8 protein-coding genes are annotated in these 16,199 nt (G+C 47.0%); 3 read left to right on the forward strand and 5 right to left on the reverse strand.

Features of this window, described 5'->3' with window-relative positions; all coding sequences use genetic code 11:
- Window positions 1-29: 29 nt before the first annotated feature.
- The 3 genes from N836_RS48460 to N836_RS73110 form a co-directional block, all read right to left on the reverse strand.
- Window positions 30-1,007, reverse strand: a complete 978-nt coding sequence (locus N836_RS48460; protein ID WP_023070498.1) for an IS110 family transposase — start codon at window positions 1,005-1,007, stop codon at window positions 30-32.
- A 341-nt stretch (window positions 1,008-1,348) separates the two neighbouring features.
- On the reverse strand, window positions 1,349-5,161 hold the full coding sequence (locus N836_RS75715; protein WP_023071955.1) for an nSTAND1 domain-containing NTPase: 3,813 nt from the start codon (window positions 5,159-5,161) through the stop codon (window positions 1,349-1,351).
- A 285-nt stretch (window positions 5,162-5,446) separates the two neighbouring features.
- Window positions 5,447-9,328 (reverse strand): NACHT domain-containing protein, encoded by a 3,882-nt coding sequence (locus N836_RS73110; RefSeq protein ID WP_023071956.1) that lies wholly within the window; start codon window positions 9,326-9,328, stop codon window positions 5,447-5,449.
- A 1,203-nt stretch (window positions 9,329-10,531) separates the two neighbouring features.
- Between N836_RS73110 and N836_RS48465 the strand changes: the two genes are divergently transcribed.
- Both N836_RS48465 and N836_RS48470 read left to right on the forward strand, forming a co-directional pair.
- Window positions 10,532-10,978, forward strand: a complete 447-nt coding sequence (locus N836_RS48465) for an ABC transporter permease subunit (protein ID WP_023071958.1) — start codon at window positions 10,532-10,534, stop codon at window positions 10,976-10,978.
- The gene (locus tag N836_RS48470; RefSeq protein WP_023071959.1) at window positions 10,971-11,354 is read left to right on the forward strand and encodes an allophanate hydrolase-related protein; all 384 of its coding nucleotides are present in this window, start codon (window positions 10,971-10,973) and stop codon (window positions 11,352-11,354) included. The genes N836_RS48465 and N836_RS48470 overlap by 8 nt, the downstream gene beginning before the upstream one ends.
- 51 nt (window positions 11,355-11,405) lie before the next feature.
- Here the strand turns inward: N836_RS48470 and N836_RS0137590 are convergent, their stop codons facing one another.
- The gene (locus tag N836_RS0137590; protein ID WP_023071960.1) at window positions 11,406-13,490 is read right to left on the reverse strand and encodes a tetratricopeptide repeat protein; all 2,085 of its coding nucleotides are present in this window, start codon (window positions 13,488-13,490) and stop codon (window positions 11,406-11,408) included.
- Window positions 13,491-13,975: 485 nt separating this feature from the next.
- Here N836_RS0137590 and N836_RS48475 point away from each other — a divergent pair, with 485 nt between their 5' ends.
- Window positions 13,976-14,368 (forward strand): 2TM domain-containing protein, encoded by a 393-nt coding sequence (locus tag N836_RS48475; RefSeq protein WP_023071961.1) that lies wholly within the window; start codon window positions 13,976-13,978, stop codon window positions 14,366-14,368.
- 88 nt (window positions 14,369-14,456) lie between these two features.
- On the opposite strand, the gene N836_RS48480 is transcribed toward N836_RS48475, so the two are convergent.
- Window positions 14,457-16,091, reverse strand: coding sequence for a BamA/TamA family outer membrane protein (locus N836_RS48480; protein WP_023071962.1), 1,635 nt, complete (start codon window positions 16,089-16,091; stop codon window positions 14,457-14,459).
- Window positions 16,092-16,199 lie beyond the last annotated feature (108 nt).

A 16,199-nucleotide genomic window follows, 5' to 3' on the forward strand; every position in this document is an offset into this window, starting at 1 on the left:
CTCGGAGATACTGTGTGCTCTTGTGAATGTCAAGCCTGAGCAGCGAGTGCTTTGTTGGCATCAAAAGGGTGCCCCGAGTGTAATACCCCAAAGACCCATCGAATCAATTTATGCATAATTGCACCGACCACCTGCATTTTGAGCTTTCCGGCTGCCAGTAAACGGTCCCGAAACTGAGCAATCACAAGATTGTGATTAATGGACGCTAACGCTGGCATATATAAGGCTTTTCGCAATCGCGCATTACCCATTTTTGAGAGTCTAGGTTTCTTGTGGATAGAGCTACCAGAATCATGGTTTTTGGGCGTTAAACCAGCATGAGCCGCCAGTTGTCGAGCACTTTTGAAGAACCGGATATCGCCAACCTCAGCCAGAATAATCGCCGCTGTTTTGTCGCCAATTCCGGGAATCGAGGTAATCAGATCGCGTTGTTTTTTTAGATGGTCGTGACGGTCAATGTGGTGTTTAATTTCTTCCAACAGCAATTTGTACTCGCCCTTAAGAAATTCCAGATGTCGCTTGATAGCCTCCACCAGCTCCTCAGGGGTGGTTTCCAATCGATTTCGTTCTTGACTCATGATCTTCTCAAGCACATCCAAACGACGAACAAGCGCTTGCAATGCGTCCACCTCAGGAGCCGGTGGTGTCCATGCTCGCGGCTTGCGTTCGAAGCAGAACTGCGCAATAAGGCTCGCATCCACCCGGTCCGTTTTTGTCCGCACCAATAGGCTCTCGCCATAGGCTTTGATTTGTTTAGGATTAGCGATGGTGACCACATGCCCCTGCTCGTGGAGAGTGCGAGCCACCGGATGAGCATAGGTACTGGTCGCTTCCACGCAGGCGTGAACACGCTCCACTTGATGGTATGCCAGCCAGTTTACTAACGCTTGGTGCCCTGAGGCATCATTACTCACAGTCTTTCGTTTCGGCTTCTTATCAGCTCTCAGCAGTAAGGCCGCATACAGTTTATGCTTGCCAACATCGATTCCTAAGCACGGAAGAGACATGAGATAGAGGCTCCTATCGGACAATCGTCAACTCCATCCACTATCGACTCTGTCCTTGTTAATTCAGGTTGCGTTGCACCGATGGCAACACCTTTGATACTGTCGAGGCTAGTCGTTGGATGGGGCAGGTAGCTCATCAGGCGCAATCCGCTGTTCTCCGACCGAGCTTGGTTAGCTCTAGGGACCCCCCAGTTTGGATTGCATGAAATGATGGCTATTACTAGCATCCCTGATGCGCTACCCAACATACAAGGGACCCCACGCAACCGGTTTTGCATCAAAACCAGTATCCCCAATATCTGAAGATACACTGTGGATATGGATATAAACTATCTCAAATTTCAAGACTCCTGACATGCATCCGCTTCAGGCAAAGGCTCTTGAGTTTCTAAGTGTTTGGCAAAGTTCTCAGAAATACGGATCGTATGAAAGCCGTCGTTGATGCTGCCCCGCATTGCCTGATCCGTGTAGCCTGATTTCTGAATCCAGCTCATTTCATTGCTAAGTGGATCACGAACTGAGAGATAGATACCAGAGAAGTGTGCTCGAATAATAATTTCTTCATCCGGCTGGATGTTCAGCCCCTGTATTGTATCTGCGAGGGGTTCTTGGACATTGTCGTTAAACCCGGTGAGGATACGACGACCATTCTCTTTCAACTCTCCTTCAAGGTTAGTAACTTCCCACCAATCTGTGCGTTGCTCACAACTTTTATCCGGAGTCTGAATAGTTGTCTTCACAGAGTATTGACCGGGCTGTTTGCCAGGTTGAGTATCAACCTTTAAAACGATCGGCCCTTCAATCAATTTTGGATTTTTCTCTTCTGCCAGAACTGTTATTATTTGGGTCAAACCAAAAGCTTTTCCGGTAGGTTCAGCTTTTCGTAAGGCGTTTACTGCTTTCCCCCACTGTTCTCGCTTTGCATAATAAGTAGCAATCGTCACCATGGGGCGATTAGCGTTTTCCTCTCTAGCAAAACGCAAGAGCTCTTCTAGTAAAGCTGTATCTACTGTTTCACTGAGTCTTGCTACAATGGCATGTAATATATCTGATTTAGATCCATTCTCCTGCACGTTCTTAGCGACAGCAACAGCGTTGAGTAAAACTTGCTTAGCCGTCTGCTTATCTCCTAAACCGCTGTATATATCTGAGATCTCGATCAAGGCTATTGATTTAGACTCATTGTCCTGAATGTCTTGGGCAGCAGCAATGGCATCAAGCAAAACATTCTGGGCCATCTGCTTGTCTCCCAAACTACTGTAGGTATTTGAGATAGCACTTAACGCATACGTTCTAGACCAGTCGCCTTGAATGTTTTGTACAGTAGTAATGACATCGCGTAAGACCTCATTCGCTATTTGCTCGTTCGCTAGCTTACCAGTGACATTGATAATCTCACGCAGCGTCCTCGATTTATACCATTCGTTCTGAATGTTTTGTGCAGTATTAATAGCATTGCGTAGGACCTCCTCCGCCGTTTGCTCATTCCCTAAACTACTGTAAGTACTTGAGATTGCACTCAAGGCTATCGATTTGGACTCGTCGTCTTGAATGTCTTGAGCAGCAGCGATAACATCAAGCAGGGGTTCCTTTGCTGTCTGCTCATCTCCTAATCGGCTAATGGCGTTGGCAATCTCACTCAAGACCATTGATTTGGATACGTCACTTTGAATATCTTGAGCAGCAGTAATAGCATCGAACAAAACCTCCTTTGCCAATAGTTTATCCAGCAAGCTGCTAGTGGCATTGGCAATCTTACTCAAGCCCGTCGTTTTAGACCAGTCATCCTTAGAGGTTTCAATAACAGCAATGGCATCAAGCAAGACCTCCTTAGCTAACGGCTTGTCCACTAACCTGCTAGTGACGTTAGCGATCTCACTCAACACCTTTGATTTAGACACGTTGTTCTGAATGTCTCGAGTAACAGCGATAGCATCTTGTAAGAGCTCCTTAGCTAGCAGCTCGTCACCTAAGCTTCCATAAGCGTACGCAATCGCACTCAAAACTTCTGATTTAGATACATTGTTCTGAATGTCTCGAGTAGCTGCGATTGCATTGTACAAAAGCTCCTTAGCTAGTAACTTGTCGCCTAAGCTTCCATAAGCGTACGCAATCGCACTCAAAGCCTTTGATCTAGCTCCGTTGTCCTTAATTATCTTTGAAAATCCTCTTAGCCTGGAAAGTGTAACAGTAGAGTTATTTTCATCAGTCATGGGCAAGAAAGCTGCTATATCTCTGATGATGGCGGCTAACTCAGCATCTCTGGCTTTATTTTCTCCTTCATTCGATAATTTTTTAATGATTCTCTCTACCTTACGCCACTCATTGTTCTTGGCAAATGCCACTGCCGCTTCAGTCATCCGTGTCGTTGAAATATCATCCAACAGTCCCATCAGCTGTCGCTTGGCATTCCAAATCTGTCCCTGGGGCGTCCAATACACCCAACCGCTGCCGCTGACCCCAATCAACACCACCAGTGCCAGCGCCAAACTGCCACGGTAAAGCTGTTGCTGACTCAGCTGCATTAGCCGCTGCTTTTGCTGCCGCTTACTACCCCACACCAAATAAGGCCGCTGCCGCTCCAGCTGCCACAGCTCCCGCATCCCAAACAAATACCGCCGACTGCAGTCATTCCCTAACCACTCATTTACCCGCCGGTCCAGTAGCTGATTTGCCTTGTCAACGTCCGACAGTTCCTTCCCTGCCAACCGCATCAACGCCGGTATCAATCGCTCATGGGCCAGCTCATATCCCGTCTGCCCATCCTGCTCCTGGGGCGTAACCAGCCGCACATCCCCCCGCGCCAGCCAGGTCACCGCCTCGGTCACATCCTCCGCCTTAACCGTGGCCCTGAGCGTGTCTTTCAACATCGGCACCGTCAGCACCCCCGCCCGCACCTGACTATCCAGATCCGTCAGCGCCAGCAACACCTTGACCGCCGACTGCCGCTGACTAGGGATCACCCGTGCATCCAGAGTGCGCTCTAAAAAGCGGGTGAGCAGTCCTTCCACCCCACCAAACTTCTGAAACGCATTTTGGTTAAAGGCCCGCAGCTCGTCTGCTGTCTGCCGCTCAATCATCCAGGCCAGAATCTGCACATCCACGGGGGAAATCAGCCCGTCTTCCCGATTGGCCAGTTCCTCTTCCGCCAGCTCTGTAACAAACCGTTTGTTAAACTCCAGTCCCTCTGTCTGAGCAATCACCTCCAGCACATTGGCCGCTTCACGGGGGGTAAACTTCTCCAGCTGAAATACTTCCTGGGGTCCCAAGGCATAGCCCAATGCCTGGTGCAGTGCATTCAGCTGATGCAGCATATCCGACCGGATCGACACTAATATCTTGACCGGCAGCGGCTCTGGGTCGCGATACCAGGCGACAAGCTGATGGATAAACGGCTCTCGATCTTCCTGCCGCCGTTGATGGACAAAAAATTGCTCAAACTGATCAAATAGCAGCACCAGCGGCTTTTCCTGACTCGCTGATGCCTGTTGTAGTACGACTAGCAACGGCTCCTGTGCCCCCTCCAACAGCGTTCCCAGGGGCACGTTCAGCTGTTCCGATAGCGCCTTGGCAATGGTCCGTGTGGGTCTTTGGTCGTTAAACCGGATATACACGCCCAGACAGTTTGACGTTTCTGCCATCAGCCGAGGCAACACCCCCGCTTGCAAAAATGATGTCTTCCCACAGCCCGACTCTCCCATCAAAATGCCAAACCGGAAAAAGTTGCTGGTCAGTGAGTCCACACAGTCTCGCAGCTGTCGATGTCGCTGCAGCTGGGCATAGACTTCAGCATCCCCCAGACTAAAGGGTCGCAGTCCTTTAATCGCCTTCCGCTCAATCGTGTCTGGTTGAGCAAAAACCGTCGTTTTAGGGATTGACTGCACCGCTATCACCAGCGCTGTGGCAAACAGCCCCAGTTCCGTTGCCCAAAAGGCACCTTTATACCAGTCAGGCAAGGTTGCAACGTCTACGCTTAAAACCTTAAACGCAATCCCACTCCAGGGGTTAAACAGACAGGCAATCGTAAAGGCCACTAAGATACAGAGCTTCAGCCAGTTTTTACTCACGATTAGCTCAGCAATCCAGCGAATAAAACCGACAATCGCTTCGGTAGATTGCTTAAAAAAGTCACCGGAAAAGGGGGTGCCTGACATGACGATAGAAACGACCCGATTGCTGAGGAACACCTGCTGGATGCGTTACATCCTGAGTAAAGAATAATCGCATCAATCCTATTTGGTCAGTATCGTTTGATATTTCTCAAGCTTGTAGCTGACAGGCAGCCGCCAATGTTCGCCTGCTGCCAGCGGTTGGATCTATTCCCCTGTTTGGCTGCAGACGTTTAGGCGCTTGCGCTTAAATGATCCCTCATCACCCCATCACTCATCCACCCATCTACAGCTTCAAGCTGGGACTTCATTTTTGTGCAATCCCCTTATCTATGCGCTCTTGGCCTTTCGTAACATTTGGAACCACTGATGCAACAACAGTAGCCGAATTCGATAACAATCATAGCCATCTGGATGCTCTGTTTGCTCAACGATGCCAAAATTCTGTAGCACATGCACTGCGTCCAAACATTGAATCTCGGAAATATTTAATTTCTTGGTCAAGAATCCCAATAATGTCCTAGCCCGCAGCCAGCCGTCCATGTTGTTAGAGGCCGCTGTCATCATACTCAACGCATTGAGAACATGATGCACCTTGGGTTTTGAGTTATAGGCTCGCAGTTCGCCAATGATGCCATACTCAACATAGGTTTTGATGGCCTGGTCGCGGAAGACTTTTCGCAAGTGCAGCTGGGCAAACATATAGGAAATTTGACCGGCGGTGTCAGCCTCTGGCTGTGCGACTGCTTTTTTGATCAAAAATCCGGCTATCTTTCTGACCACAAAAGGATGCCCGCCGCTCAGTCGATAGATTGCTTGGATCGTCTGGCGATCAAATTCCCATTTCATCAGGCTACCCAAGCCGTTGATTAAGGATGCGGTTTCCTGGATGGAAAAAGGTTGCAAAAACGATTCTTTGAAAAATCGGTATATGGGATTTTTAGACACGTCCGAAAAATCCCATTGTTTAATGCGATTACACTGGGGATGCACGGCTGTTACCAATAAGGACACAATCTGTTCTTTTTGGTTTAAGGCGCGTAATGAACTAAATACAAAGTCAAATTCTTCTGCTTTCTCTTCAAATCGTTCATTAGAGCGAGGGAAAACCCTGTCTAGATTATCTAAACAACAAAAGATAGGTAACTCGTAGCCCACGCCTTCAAGATCCTTGGAGAGCTTTTTAAAGTGTTGGCCAAAGTCACGCGATGCTTCTTTGATCGGGGCACCGCTCTCCGACAACAGGGTTGGTTTCTCTAATAAAGGATTTCTGTTCTTGGCCAAGGTATAGAGGTTTTGCAAGATATCGTCTAACAGTTCAATGCCGTAACCAATGTCGCTGTAGGCTTGCAAATCTATGTAGATAATGGCATGGTCCTGGCACATTAGGGAGAGCTGATGGATGACGGATGTTTTGCCGGATTTACGTAGACCGAACAGTCCAACGCTCTGATTATTTTTTAAATCTGTTGCTAATTCTGTCAGTAACTCTGTACGACCAAAAAACAAGAGCTGGTCGCGAATCGGCTGCTTATCCCTAAAGAAGTCAATGGCACCAGTGTATTGATGTATATGGTTTAAGAAGACATCTTTACAATCATCGGCACTGGCCACAACGTTTTCTATCTCTGCTAGAGAAATGGGAATCACGTTGAAATCCTGATAGACCCTTAAGTCTGCGATTAGCTGTCTGGTGGCAACATCAGGTAGCTCCTTATAGAGCAGCACTCCGGCTAAATCAGGATTGTGGGCTCTAATTTCGTCAGATTTCTGGAATAATGTATTAATGTCCTCTTCTGTCGGTCGTTCTGAGACGACGGATACGAAAAAGGGTGGCTTGAGGCCAAATTCTTCTGGCAGTTCGGAAATGAGTAGATTTTGTTCGTCTTCTTGTTTGGCAACGGCACCGACTTGATCTAAAAAACTTTGGCCAATCAGCATCGCTGGTCTGGCCTCACCAATACTCAACGAGAGAATGTGTTCCTGAACCGATTGCCATAACTCGGGCGAAATGCGTTTGGCTTCTTGTCTGCATTTCAGCATCAGCAGGGTGACATACAGGCAGTCTTGGCAGGCCCTGGCTTCTTCTCGTGATAATAATAGCCACGATTCGTCTACTTTGAGAATGCCAAGGCATACTTGCTTGAGTTCATCTAAAAACTTTTTGTGGATATGGCTGGGAAACTGAGTGCCGGGTATATTGAGGCTTAATCGGTTCAGTTGTTCGAAGAGGGTGAGGAAGTCAGACCCAGAAAAGATTTCGTTTTGCTTTAAGTCCTGGTCGATGGAAGCGCGCTGTTCATGACTTTTCAGATATCGCATACTGCGAACACTGGCGCGCTTGCGGATTTTGTTGGCGAGGGGTTTAGCGAGCTGAACGGCTTTTTTAAGTTCGGTCTGAGCTCGTTTTTTAGCTGATGGCTCACTCAGCTTGCCTGTTTTTTTGACCTGGATGACAACACTTTGAAAGGCGTTGATTAGGTGGGTGGTCAGGGTTAAGTCGCTGGAGGCTCTGAGGTTGTAGATAAAGGGTTGCAGCAAGGCCTGAACGATTTCTAGCTCTCCTTTGAGTTTGGAACTCTGCGCTAGAATCCGGCTGTAGTGGAAGGCGCGATAGAGAGCATTGGCTCGCTTTTCGATCAGTTTTTCGGGGGTGGGTTCATCGGCGGTGACTTGTGCGGCCCACATCCATAATGAGCTGAGCTTTTCGGTATTGATGTATCCCTGGGCTACCTGGTGGAGATAGAGCAACAGGTTGATGACATTGCTTTCATCGTATTTGAGGCCAGCAATGAGTAAAAAGACTTCTTCCCAGCGTTTATCGTTGGCATATAGCCGCACCATCTCTGAAAGAGATTGGTTGCTGTAGTTTTCGTGGATGTACTTGGCGGCTAAAAATTCCTGGAAGGTGAGGTGAGAAAAGGAATATATGCCTTCGGATTGTTCTACTAGGATGCCTTGCTGAATTGCGATCGCATCCAAGATCGCCTCTCCACTTAAATTACTCGGCGCATTCAGCTCCTTTAGCAAAAAGTCTCGAATGTGCTCAACTAAACTAATCTTAGTCAGCAACAGCTTATCTTCCCTAAAAGCCTTATAGGCAATCTCAGCCAGCAGCTTCTCTTCTAGCTCAACATGCAGCCCTTCATAAATTCCCTCTTTAGAAACCCGTTTTTCATCAAACCACTTCTCTAGCAGAATCCGTAGACCCTCATGGTAGAGGATACTGCGATTCCCTGCGAACGTAAAAGAACGACTATAAACCAGACATAAGAAGGTCAGGAGTAACGGCGTCCGAGCCAGTTCCCTAACGGCCACATTATCTGAGCTGCGAATCGACTTCCAACACTTTTCAGCCGCTTCAACCCCCTCTTCTCCATCCGTCGCAAACCAGCTGTAAATAAAACTTTTAATCTGGTCTTGACCATTACCCGCCAACGTAATTTCGCGAAAACTAGACGATGGGCTACGATAGGCCGCCGCTCGACAGGATATAACGTAACGATTTTTCTTGTAGCGTTCAACAAAGGCTTCAATCTTATCCAGTACCCGATGACGAACACTGGATGAAACCTCATCTAAGCCATCAAATAAGATTAAAAACTGTCCTTTTTTGAGGATGTTTTCAGTAATTTTGACACTCTCTGGAAAGTCAAACGATTCTAACTCGCTGGCAATATAACTCTGAAACCCAATTGGCCCCTCAGTGAGTTTCTTTAAATCAATCCAAATGGGTAGACAGACATGATGAAATTCAGCTTCATTGGCATCTTTAAGTGCCTCTAAACCAATTTTGCGAAGCAGTGTAGTTTTACCCACCCCTGGAGCACCAATGATTGATAAATACTGTTGCTCATCGGCAATACTAATAGCCGTTCTCTGACGGGATGAACTTGACGATAGCCGACGCTCATTACGAGCCCGACAAACTCTTTCCATATCATCAATAGACATGGAATTATTGATTTCACTTTCTTCTAAAAAACGTACCGGAACATAAACCGCATCCAGGTTTACGGACTTACTCATTCCTAATACTTTCAGCGTGCCGTGGCGTTCTCGAAAGCGTTGCACATATGCCTGAGAAGCAGACAGAACCATCTGTCTCGTCTGTTGATTAGGACGCTTTTTGAATAGCCCGAAGAAAAACCCTCTTCTGGTACCCAATGCGTCAATAATTAAGTTAGCTAACGATTGGGCTTGTGCAGACATGGTAGGACGATCATCCCTTTTTAAGAACTCATTAGTGATGATTTTTACACGGACTCTGTCGTGAGTCTACCGTGAACTAGGCGGAAACGGCATCTGCTTTTTGCTGACAAATGGTTTGATGATCTGGCTGGATACAGATGTCTACACAGCTGCTTTCTACGAATACTAAACTATTTTAGAGCTTGACTTTATTTTGAGTCATGGGGTCACTATGATGACCCGACTTATGGCAGGTTTTTTGTTATGAAAACCCATAGGATTTATGAAATTGCTATAAAACCATCAATGCTGATGAGGGAGTTCTCAAAATAGTCTGCTAGGCCGGTTTTAACTAGGGCTGAGGAAGGTGGCGTCAGCTTGCCTGAGCCCCCAGAACATCAGACTAATCGCATCAGAGTCCCAGGCTGGTGCTAAGGACATCAGTACCCAGGCTATGACTGGTTTTGATGAGGCAGGCATACATAAACAAACGTGGAGCAATGCTGACAATTATTAAGCAATGCTTAAGCAGATGTAAAACAACGCCTACTTCCTAATTTTTGCTCGCTATCGTTACTCGTATCAAGTGATACAACTTGACGTTGTGTTGACTGGGTGTTGTACCGCTGTGTCCCATTATCAAACCTTGAAGGAGAGCGACGTCAAAGGTTTGAGCAACACACAACCGATAGACTAGGACGGTGGTGAGTTTTTGTCGCTTCCTCACCTTTATTGTTTCCCAAGAGGGCTTCAACTCCCTGACAGAGCGGTCGTAGGAAACAGACGTCCTTAGTCACTTCTTCAAGTGAAAGTACCCTCCGATACAACAGAGGGTAGGATTTTTTTCAATTCTATTAGTATAAATTTTCCGTCGTCGGGTCGATGGAGGCTAGAACACTCAGTCCCTGGTCTGATGGAACGTTTACTTGCCGACTAATAGTTAGGAATTATTCTATGGCTAAGTGCAAACCGCTATATTTCTCTCATCGCCAAATTATACGCGCCCGGCTGGCTATGACTGCCTTTGGTGCAGTCACTCAGCTAAGTTCCTGGGCCTCGGCACCGTCCGGTGAAACGGCAGGTGGGGCAGCGGGGGGGTGAGGTCGTTGTCGGCTTTATCTATGTTGGCCCTCAGGATGACTTTGGCTATAACCAGGCCGATGCTGAAGGGGCCTAGCCATGGTTGCCATTTCTGGGCACCGTGTGGCTTAGGGGGCAGCTAGTATGCCCCTGGGAGCTGTCCACGGCTGGCTGTCCCAGCAGCCTCGGGTAAATGAGCTGGCTATGGGCATTGCTATGACTATTTTGGGTAGCGGTCTGGCTTTTTTTCTGGGTAAGTCGTTTATTCAGCTCCAGGCCCCGCAGCTGCAGGCGGTGCTTAAGATCAGTCCGTTATTTTTAGGGGTTGCGATCGCGCTCCTGCTCCAATGGTTTTTTCGCGCCATCCACTGGGGGATATACGTGCGGGCCATAGGCGACAGTCCCGCAGCTGACCGAGCTATGGGCAGTTCCATTTTCAATGTGGGGATGTCCAGCAGTATGGCCGGTAGCGTTCTAGCAGGCCTGGGCGGAGCCTGTTTATCGCTGTACTATCCCAGCGTCTGGACCGAGCGCATCCTGTTTAATGCGATCCCGTATATTTTGACCTTGCTCATGATGATTGATGACTAACACGATTAAGCTTGCGGTGAATGGCACTCTGATGCGGGGGTTAGCGCTGAATCCTAATTTAATTAATGTGGATGCCACCTTTGAGCGGGAGACAAAAACAGTATCGACTTATCGGCTTTGGTCGATTGATGATCACTACCCGGCCATGATTAAGGTGCGAGAGGGTGGGGTTGCGATCGCGGTTGAAGTATGGCAGGTGCCATTGGCAGGGTTGGGTGTAATTCTCTCGCAGGAACCACCGGGGTTAGCGATTGGTAAGGTGATGCTACAGGATGGAGAAGAGGTGTTGGGAGTAATTGGTGAACCGTTGACGGTTGAGGGCAAACGGGAGATTAGCCAGTATGGCGGCTGGCGAGATTATTTGGAGGCAAAATAACTGGATAAAGTGGTCACCAGAGTTTAGAAAACAAAATGACTATCTCATCCTTTAGTTTGAACGCTTGTATTCGAAAGATGCCATGCCAAAGACACCGATTGCTAAAAATAGCAAATGATTTAATGATGCCGAGTAGGGTAAGTAGGTTGTTAAGGATAAAATAAACATTATCAGAAGACGACTAAACCCTAAGCAAACAAATAGCCCCCAAAGATTTCTGTTACTCAATAATATATGTGGATAAAATCTTGATATGAACGCAAAAGAAATTGCTGCCAACACTGCTGAATCAGAGAAAATTACAATAATTGTGCTTTCATCAGATAGATTGGGAACAAGATAGAAAAGACAAATAAATTCAAGAAAAGAGAATAGTGTTGTCAATGAAAAAGAGGTTAAAAAGAACGCTTTCCAGGGAATATACCTAAGTTTAAATAATAGATTGCCTTTTTCCTTTTTAAGGGTATTGGATGCTGCATTTTCAAGCACTTTATTTAAATATGCTTCGCAACGCTTAGCCTCAAGTGCTTCAATATGACGATTAAGGCTTCCTAGTAAAGTGCTACGAAGTTTCCATACAGTAGGATCATCGGGAGTAATTCTCTTAGCCTGGTCACAAGCTGCTAGCGCTTCCTCGTAACGGCCTAATATATTTAACAATTGGGATTTTTTCATCCAAGGAACAGCATCTCCAGAATTAAGCTCTGTAACACGCGTGGCAGCTTCGAGTGCTGCTTCGTAACGACCTGATCTTTTTAGTAGATCACACTTTACATAATACGGCAGCCAATCATCATTGTTATTGCAGTTATTTTCTATAGCTTGATTACACGCTTCAATTGCTTCTTCATATCGACCTAATTTGTTGAATGCGTAAACATAATTGACCCACGCCTGCTGATTTTCGGGATTAATTTCTAAGACACGCTTAAAGGATTCAAATGCCTTTGGTAGAAAATTAAGACTCTCTAACCCAATCCCTCGATTTACCCATGCAATCTCATTATCAGGCTTAAGTTCAATAGCCCGATCATAAGCTTTGATCGCTTCTTCATATTGTTCTAAGTGTCCTAGGGCAAGCCCTCGGTTCGTCCAGACTGCATAGTCATTGGGGTTAAGTTCAATAGCCCGGTCATAGGCTTTGATCGCTTCTTCATATTGTTCTAAGTGTCCTAGGGCAACTCCTCGAATACCTATGACTGCATCATCATTGGGGTTAAGTTCAATAGCTCGGTCATAAGCTTTGATCGCTTCTTTGTATTGTTCTAAGCCCTCTAGAGCAATCCCTCGGTTTGTCCAGACTGCATAACTATTTGGGTTAAGTTCAATAGCTCGGTCATAAGCTTTAATCGCTTCTTCGTATTGTTCTAGACGCCCCAGAGTGACCCCCCGGTTTGTCCAAACCGTATCACTCTTCGGGTTAAGTTCAATAGCGTAATCATAAGCTTTGATTGCTTCTTCGTACTGCTCTAATCTATGGAGGGCAATTCCTCGATTTATCCAAGACTTATAACTTTTTGGGTTAAGTTCAATAGCTCGATCATAAGCCTCGATCGCTTCTTCATATTGTTCTAAGTTATCTAGGGTGAACCCTCGGTTCGTCCAGACAGCAGCAGCATTGGGATTAAGTTCAATAGCCCGGTCATAGGCTTTGACCGCTTCTTTGTATCGTTTTAAGTTATTGAGAGCAAGCCCGCGATACGCCCAAGCCTTATCACTATTTGAGTTAATCTCAATAGCCTGCTCAAAGGAAAGAAGTGCTTTTTCAACACGGTTTAGCTTATATAAAGCTATGCCATTGCTACACCAAATATCGTCACTCTCGGGCACAATAGCTACAGCTTTTTCACAGACCGCTAACGCATCCTTGTAGCGTTCGAGACTCATTAACACATTTGCTTGTTCTCTCCAAGCTGAAGCATAATCTGGTTGAATATCTGTTGTTTGCTTGAAAGTATCGAAGGCTTCGCCATAAAGCTTCAAAGCTTTTAATGCGAGTCCTTTCTTATGTAAAACATTATGAGCTAAGGGATTCTTGTTAAGTAACTTTTGATAAGCAGCGATCGCATCTTCGTATTTCCCTGACTCATATAATTGCTCACCTCTTTTGACCTCATTCTCGAATTCTTGATTCATTTTCTGATTGTGGTTGTTAATTTTAGCCTTTTATAAAATGTTTGAACGTACCTTATAACGTGCTTCGTTCATTCTAGACATTCTTGCTGTAGTATACATAATGTTTATTCTTATCTGTTTGACTAGCCGCCATTGCTAATTTAGTCGAGCCGAGCAACTATACAAGACTTACCCTAAGCCGAATCTCTAGAACATGGAGAGAATTCAATGCAAACGATAAGTTGTTGCTGCGCAACAGTCGCATCGATTTACAACCAATCTTAAGCAAGAGCTGAGATAGCGCATTGTCCGGCTCCTGCGCTTAAATAATTTCCCCGTTCCCCCATCACTCATCCGCCCATTTACAGCCTCAACCTGGGACTTTATTTTGGTGCAATCCTCTAACCGTGGGAAATCGAATGTTGACAATGTCAACTTTGTCGATTACTGTTAAGTTAACGCTGTCAACATTCGTTGATGCACCTGCAGCTTAGGAGGGTTTAGTGATGGCAATGGGTTACTCCATTGAGGAAGTGCAGCAGATTTTGGCCCAAGCGATGGAGCAAAGTCAGCAAGAAGGGTTCTCGCGATCGCAACTGGAAGAAATGGCTGCCGATCTGGGCATCTCTCCTGAAGCATTGACTCTGGCAGAACAACACTGCCAAGAGACCTCTGTTCAAACTACCTCAACTCCAGCTTCCCAGCGACCAGCGTTCTCTCAGCAACTAAGAACCTATGTCGTGGTCAATGGCTTTTTACTCGCCCTGAATTTCAGCCTCTCTGGCACCATTACGTGGGCAATTTATCCACTTTTAGGTTGGGGCATGGGCCTACTGCTACCTAAGGAATTTTGGCACTGTGGCAAAGCCATTACTGATTTAGAGGATAAGCCGGTCTGAACGCAGTGCAATCAGCCCACCGTCTCAAAAAGACAGCAGGCTGATCATTTATGCATTTGGTAGAAAATAGGAGCTTAGCGTCGCACGGTTAAAACCGATCGCCAACGTTAAAGATAACTCTCGTATCCCCTTCATCATTGATACCAAACTCCAACCGGACCGGCCCAAACGACGTCAGCGCCCTCAAACCAAGACCATAGCCAAACCCATCACCCGGCTTATCTCGAACCTCCGCAGGCCGACCAATGACCTCATCACCTGTCCCTAAATCAGTTGCATAATCAAAAAAGAACGTGCCGCCCAGAGCCACGTCATCATCAAACGCATTGAAAGACAGAATCGGAAAACGATACTCAGCACTTGCCTGAACAAAACTCTCGCCAGTGCCCACTTCTCCCGAACCATAGCCCCGAACAGAACTCGAACCGCCTAAGCTAAACGCATCATAGGGAGGTGTATCGCCTAAAATGGTGCCCCCCTGAAGATTCAGCACTAACGTGCGTGGCCCCTCGGTAAAGCCAAACAGATTCAGCGGTAAAAACTGAGTATAGTTGGCGCTGAGGCGAGTAAATAAGATATCAGCATCGCCAATGGGAATCGACTGGTCCACACCAAACAGTAGCTTAGACCCCTTGGTCGGATTGCGAGTGCTATCCCGAGAATCAAAAATACCGGCCAAGTTAATAGTCAGCAGATCGTCTTCGCCATCATCACTCACGGTGAGAGCATTGCCCAACTCATCCGTAGGGGCAATATCGTCCGAAAACACATCCTCTCGCACCGAAATCTGCTGATAGGAAACGCCCAAGGCCGCTTCTAAATTGGTGGCCAGGGGCCGGAAATATTCAACACCGCCGCCGATGCGATGGACCCAGGGTTCATCACCGCTGGGGGTTTCTAACTCAGTATCACCCCCTGTAAATTCGGGCTCTACAGCACGCTGATTGGCAAAGTTGATGCCGTAGCCGGACTCATCGTCAAAAACTTCTCTAAAGTCTAAATCCACCCCCAGAATGTTCTCACCCCCCTCAATGCCCAGGGATAGAGTGCGATCGCTGCCGCCAAGGTTGGCGATTCCCACCCGTACACCTGCCGATATGCCTCTGGCACTATTGGATAAAGCGGGCACTGTTGAGGGGTGTGAAGGTCCCTGCAGCGCCGTTGGTCGGGATACCGTCAGGTCAAAGGTAAAGAAAAAGTCGTTGGGCTTGTCTACGTTGACAGCCATCAGCACCTGGTCAGGGTCAGCGGCAGGCTCCAGGGTCAGGGTTGCTTGCTGGTCTGTGGCAAATAAACTCGCAACTCGCGTTAGCCCTGCTAAGGCCAGTTCTGGATCGTAAACATCACCTGGCTGTAGTGCAAATTCCTGGGCAATTCTCTGAGACCGGGCTGTTTCTTCAACTAAATTGCCATCCGGGTCGATATAGCGAATTTGAATATCGGCAATCACCTCTCCATTGCCTGAGGGCACCGTCAGTTCGGGGCGTTCAGCAGCTGACAAGGTTGAGGTAGCTGGACTGTGGTCTTGAGCACCTTGGAGTGCCACCAAATCTAAGACGGTTAGCTCTGCCGCCTCAGTTGACGAAGATAGAACTGAAGTATTGGTTTGCGCCCATCCCGGCAGTGCGAATAGCAAAGGACTAGCGATAATGCTTAATGGTAGTGATAAGGTCCACCCACGCTGCCGTAAAAGATGTAGTAATAACAACAGTTTTATCTTCATATTTTTAGGAGATAACTTTGCTTCGCTTAATTTTGACAGCTTTGAGGCAATCTTAGCCAATCTTAATGGAATATCTGGCGCAGTTGGCAAAAGATGTCAGATGCCTCA

This window comes from Leptolyngbya sp. Heron Island J, from assembly GCF_000482245.1.
Classification (GTDB): Bacteria; Cyanobacteriota; Cyanobacteriia; order Phormidesmidales; family Phormidesmidaceae; genus Leptothoe.

What these genes read in the sequence shown, in the direction of transcription:
- N836_RS48460 (WP_023070498.1), bottom strand. Translation starts at nt 1,007, where the DNA reads ATGTCTCTTCCGTGCTTAGGAATCGATGTTGGCAAGCATAAACTGTAT.
- N836_RS75715 (WP_023071955.1), bottom strand. Translation starts at nt 5,161, where the DNA reads ATGTCAGGCACCCCCTTTTCCGGTGACTTTTTTAAGCAATCTACCGAA.
- N836_RS73110 (WP_023071956.1), bottom strand. Translation starts at nt 9,328, where the DNA reads ATGTCTGCACAAGCCCAATCGTTAGCTAACTTAATTATTGACGCATTG.
- N836_RS48465 (WP_023071958.1), top strand. Translation starts at nt 10,532, where the DNA reads ATGCCCCTGGGAGCTGTCCACGGCTGGCTGTCCCAGCAGCCTCGGGTA.
- N836_RS48470 (WP_023071959.1), top strand. Translation starts at nt 10,971, where the DNA reads ATGACTAACACGATTAAGCTTGCGGTGAATGGCACTCTGATGCGGGGG.
- N836_RS0137590 (WP_023071960.1), bottom strand. Translation starts at nt 13,490, where the DNA reads ATGAATCAAGAATTCGAGAATGAGGTCAAAAGAGGTGAGCAATTATAT.
- N836_RS48475 (WP_023071961.1), top strand. Translation starts at nt 13,976, where the DNA reads ATGGCAATGGGTTACTCCATTGAGGAAGTGCAGCAGATTTTGGCCCAA.
- N836_RS48480 (WP_023071962.1), bottom strand. Translation starts at nt 16,091, where the DNA reads ATGAAGATAAAACTGTTGTTATTACTACATCTTTTACGGCAGCGTGGG.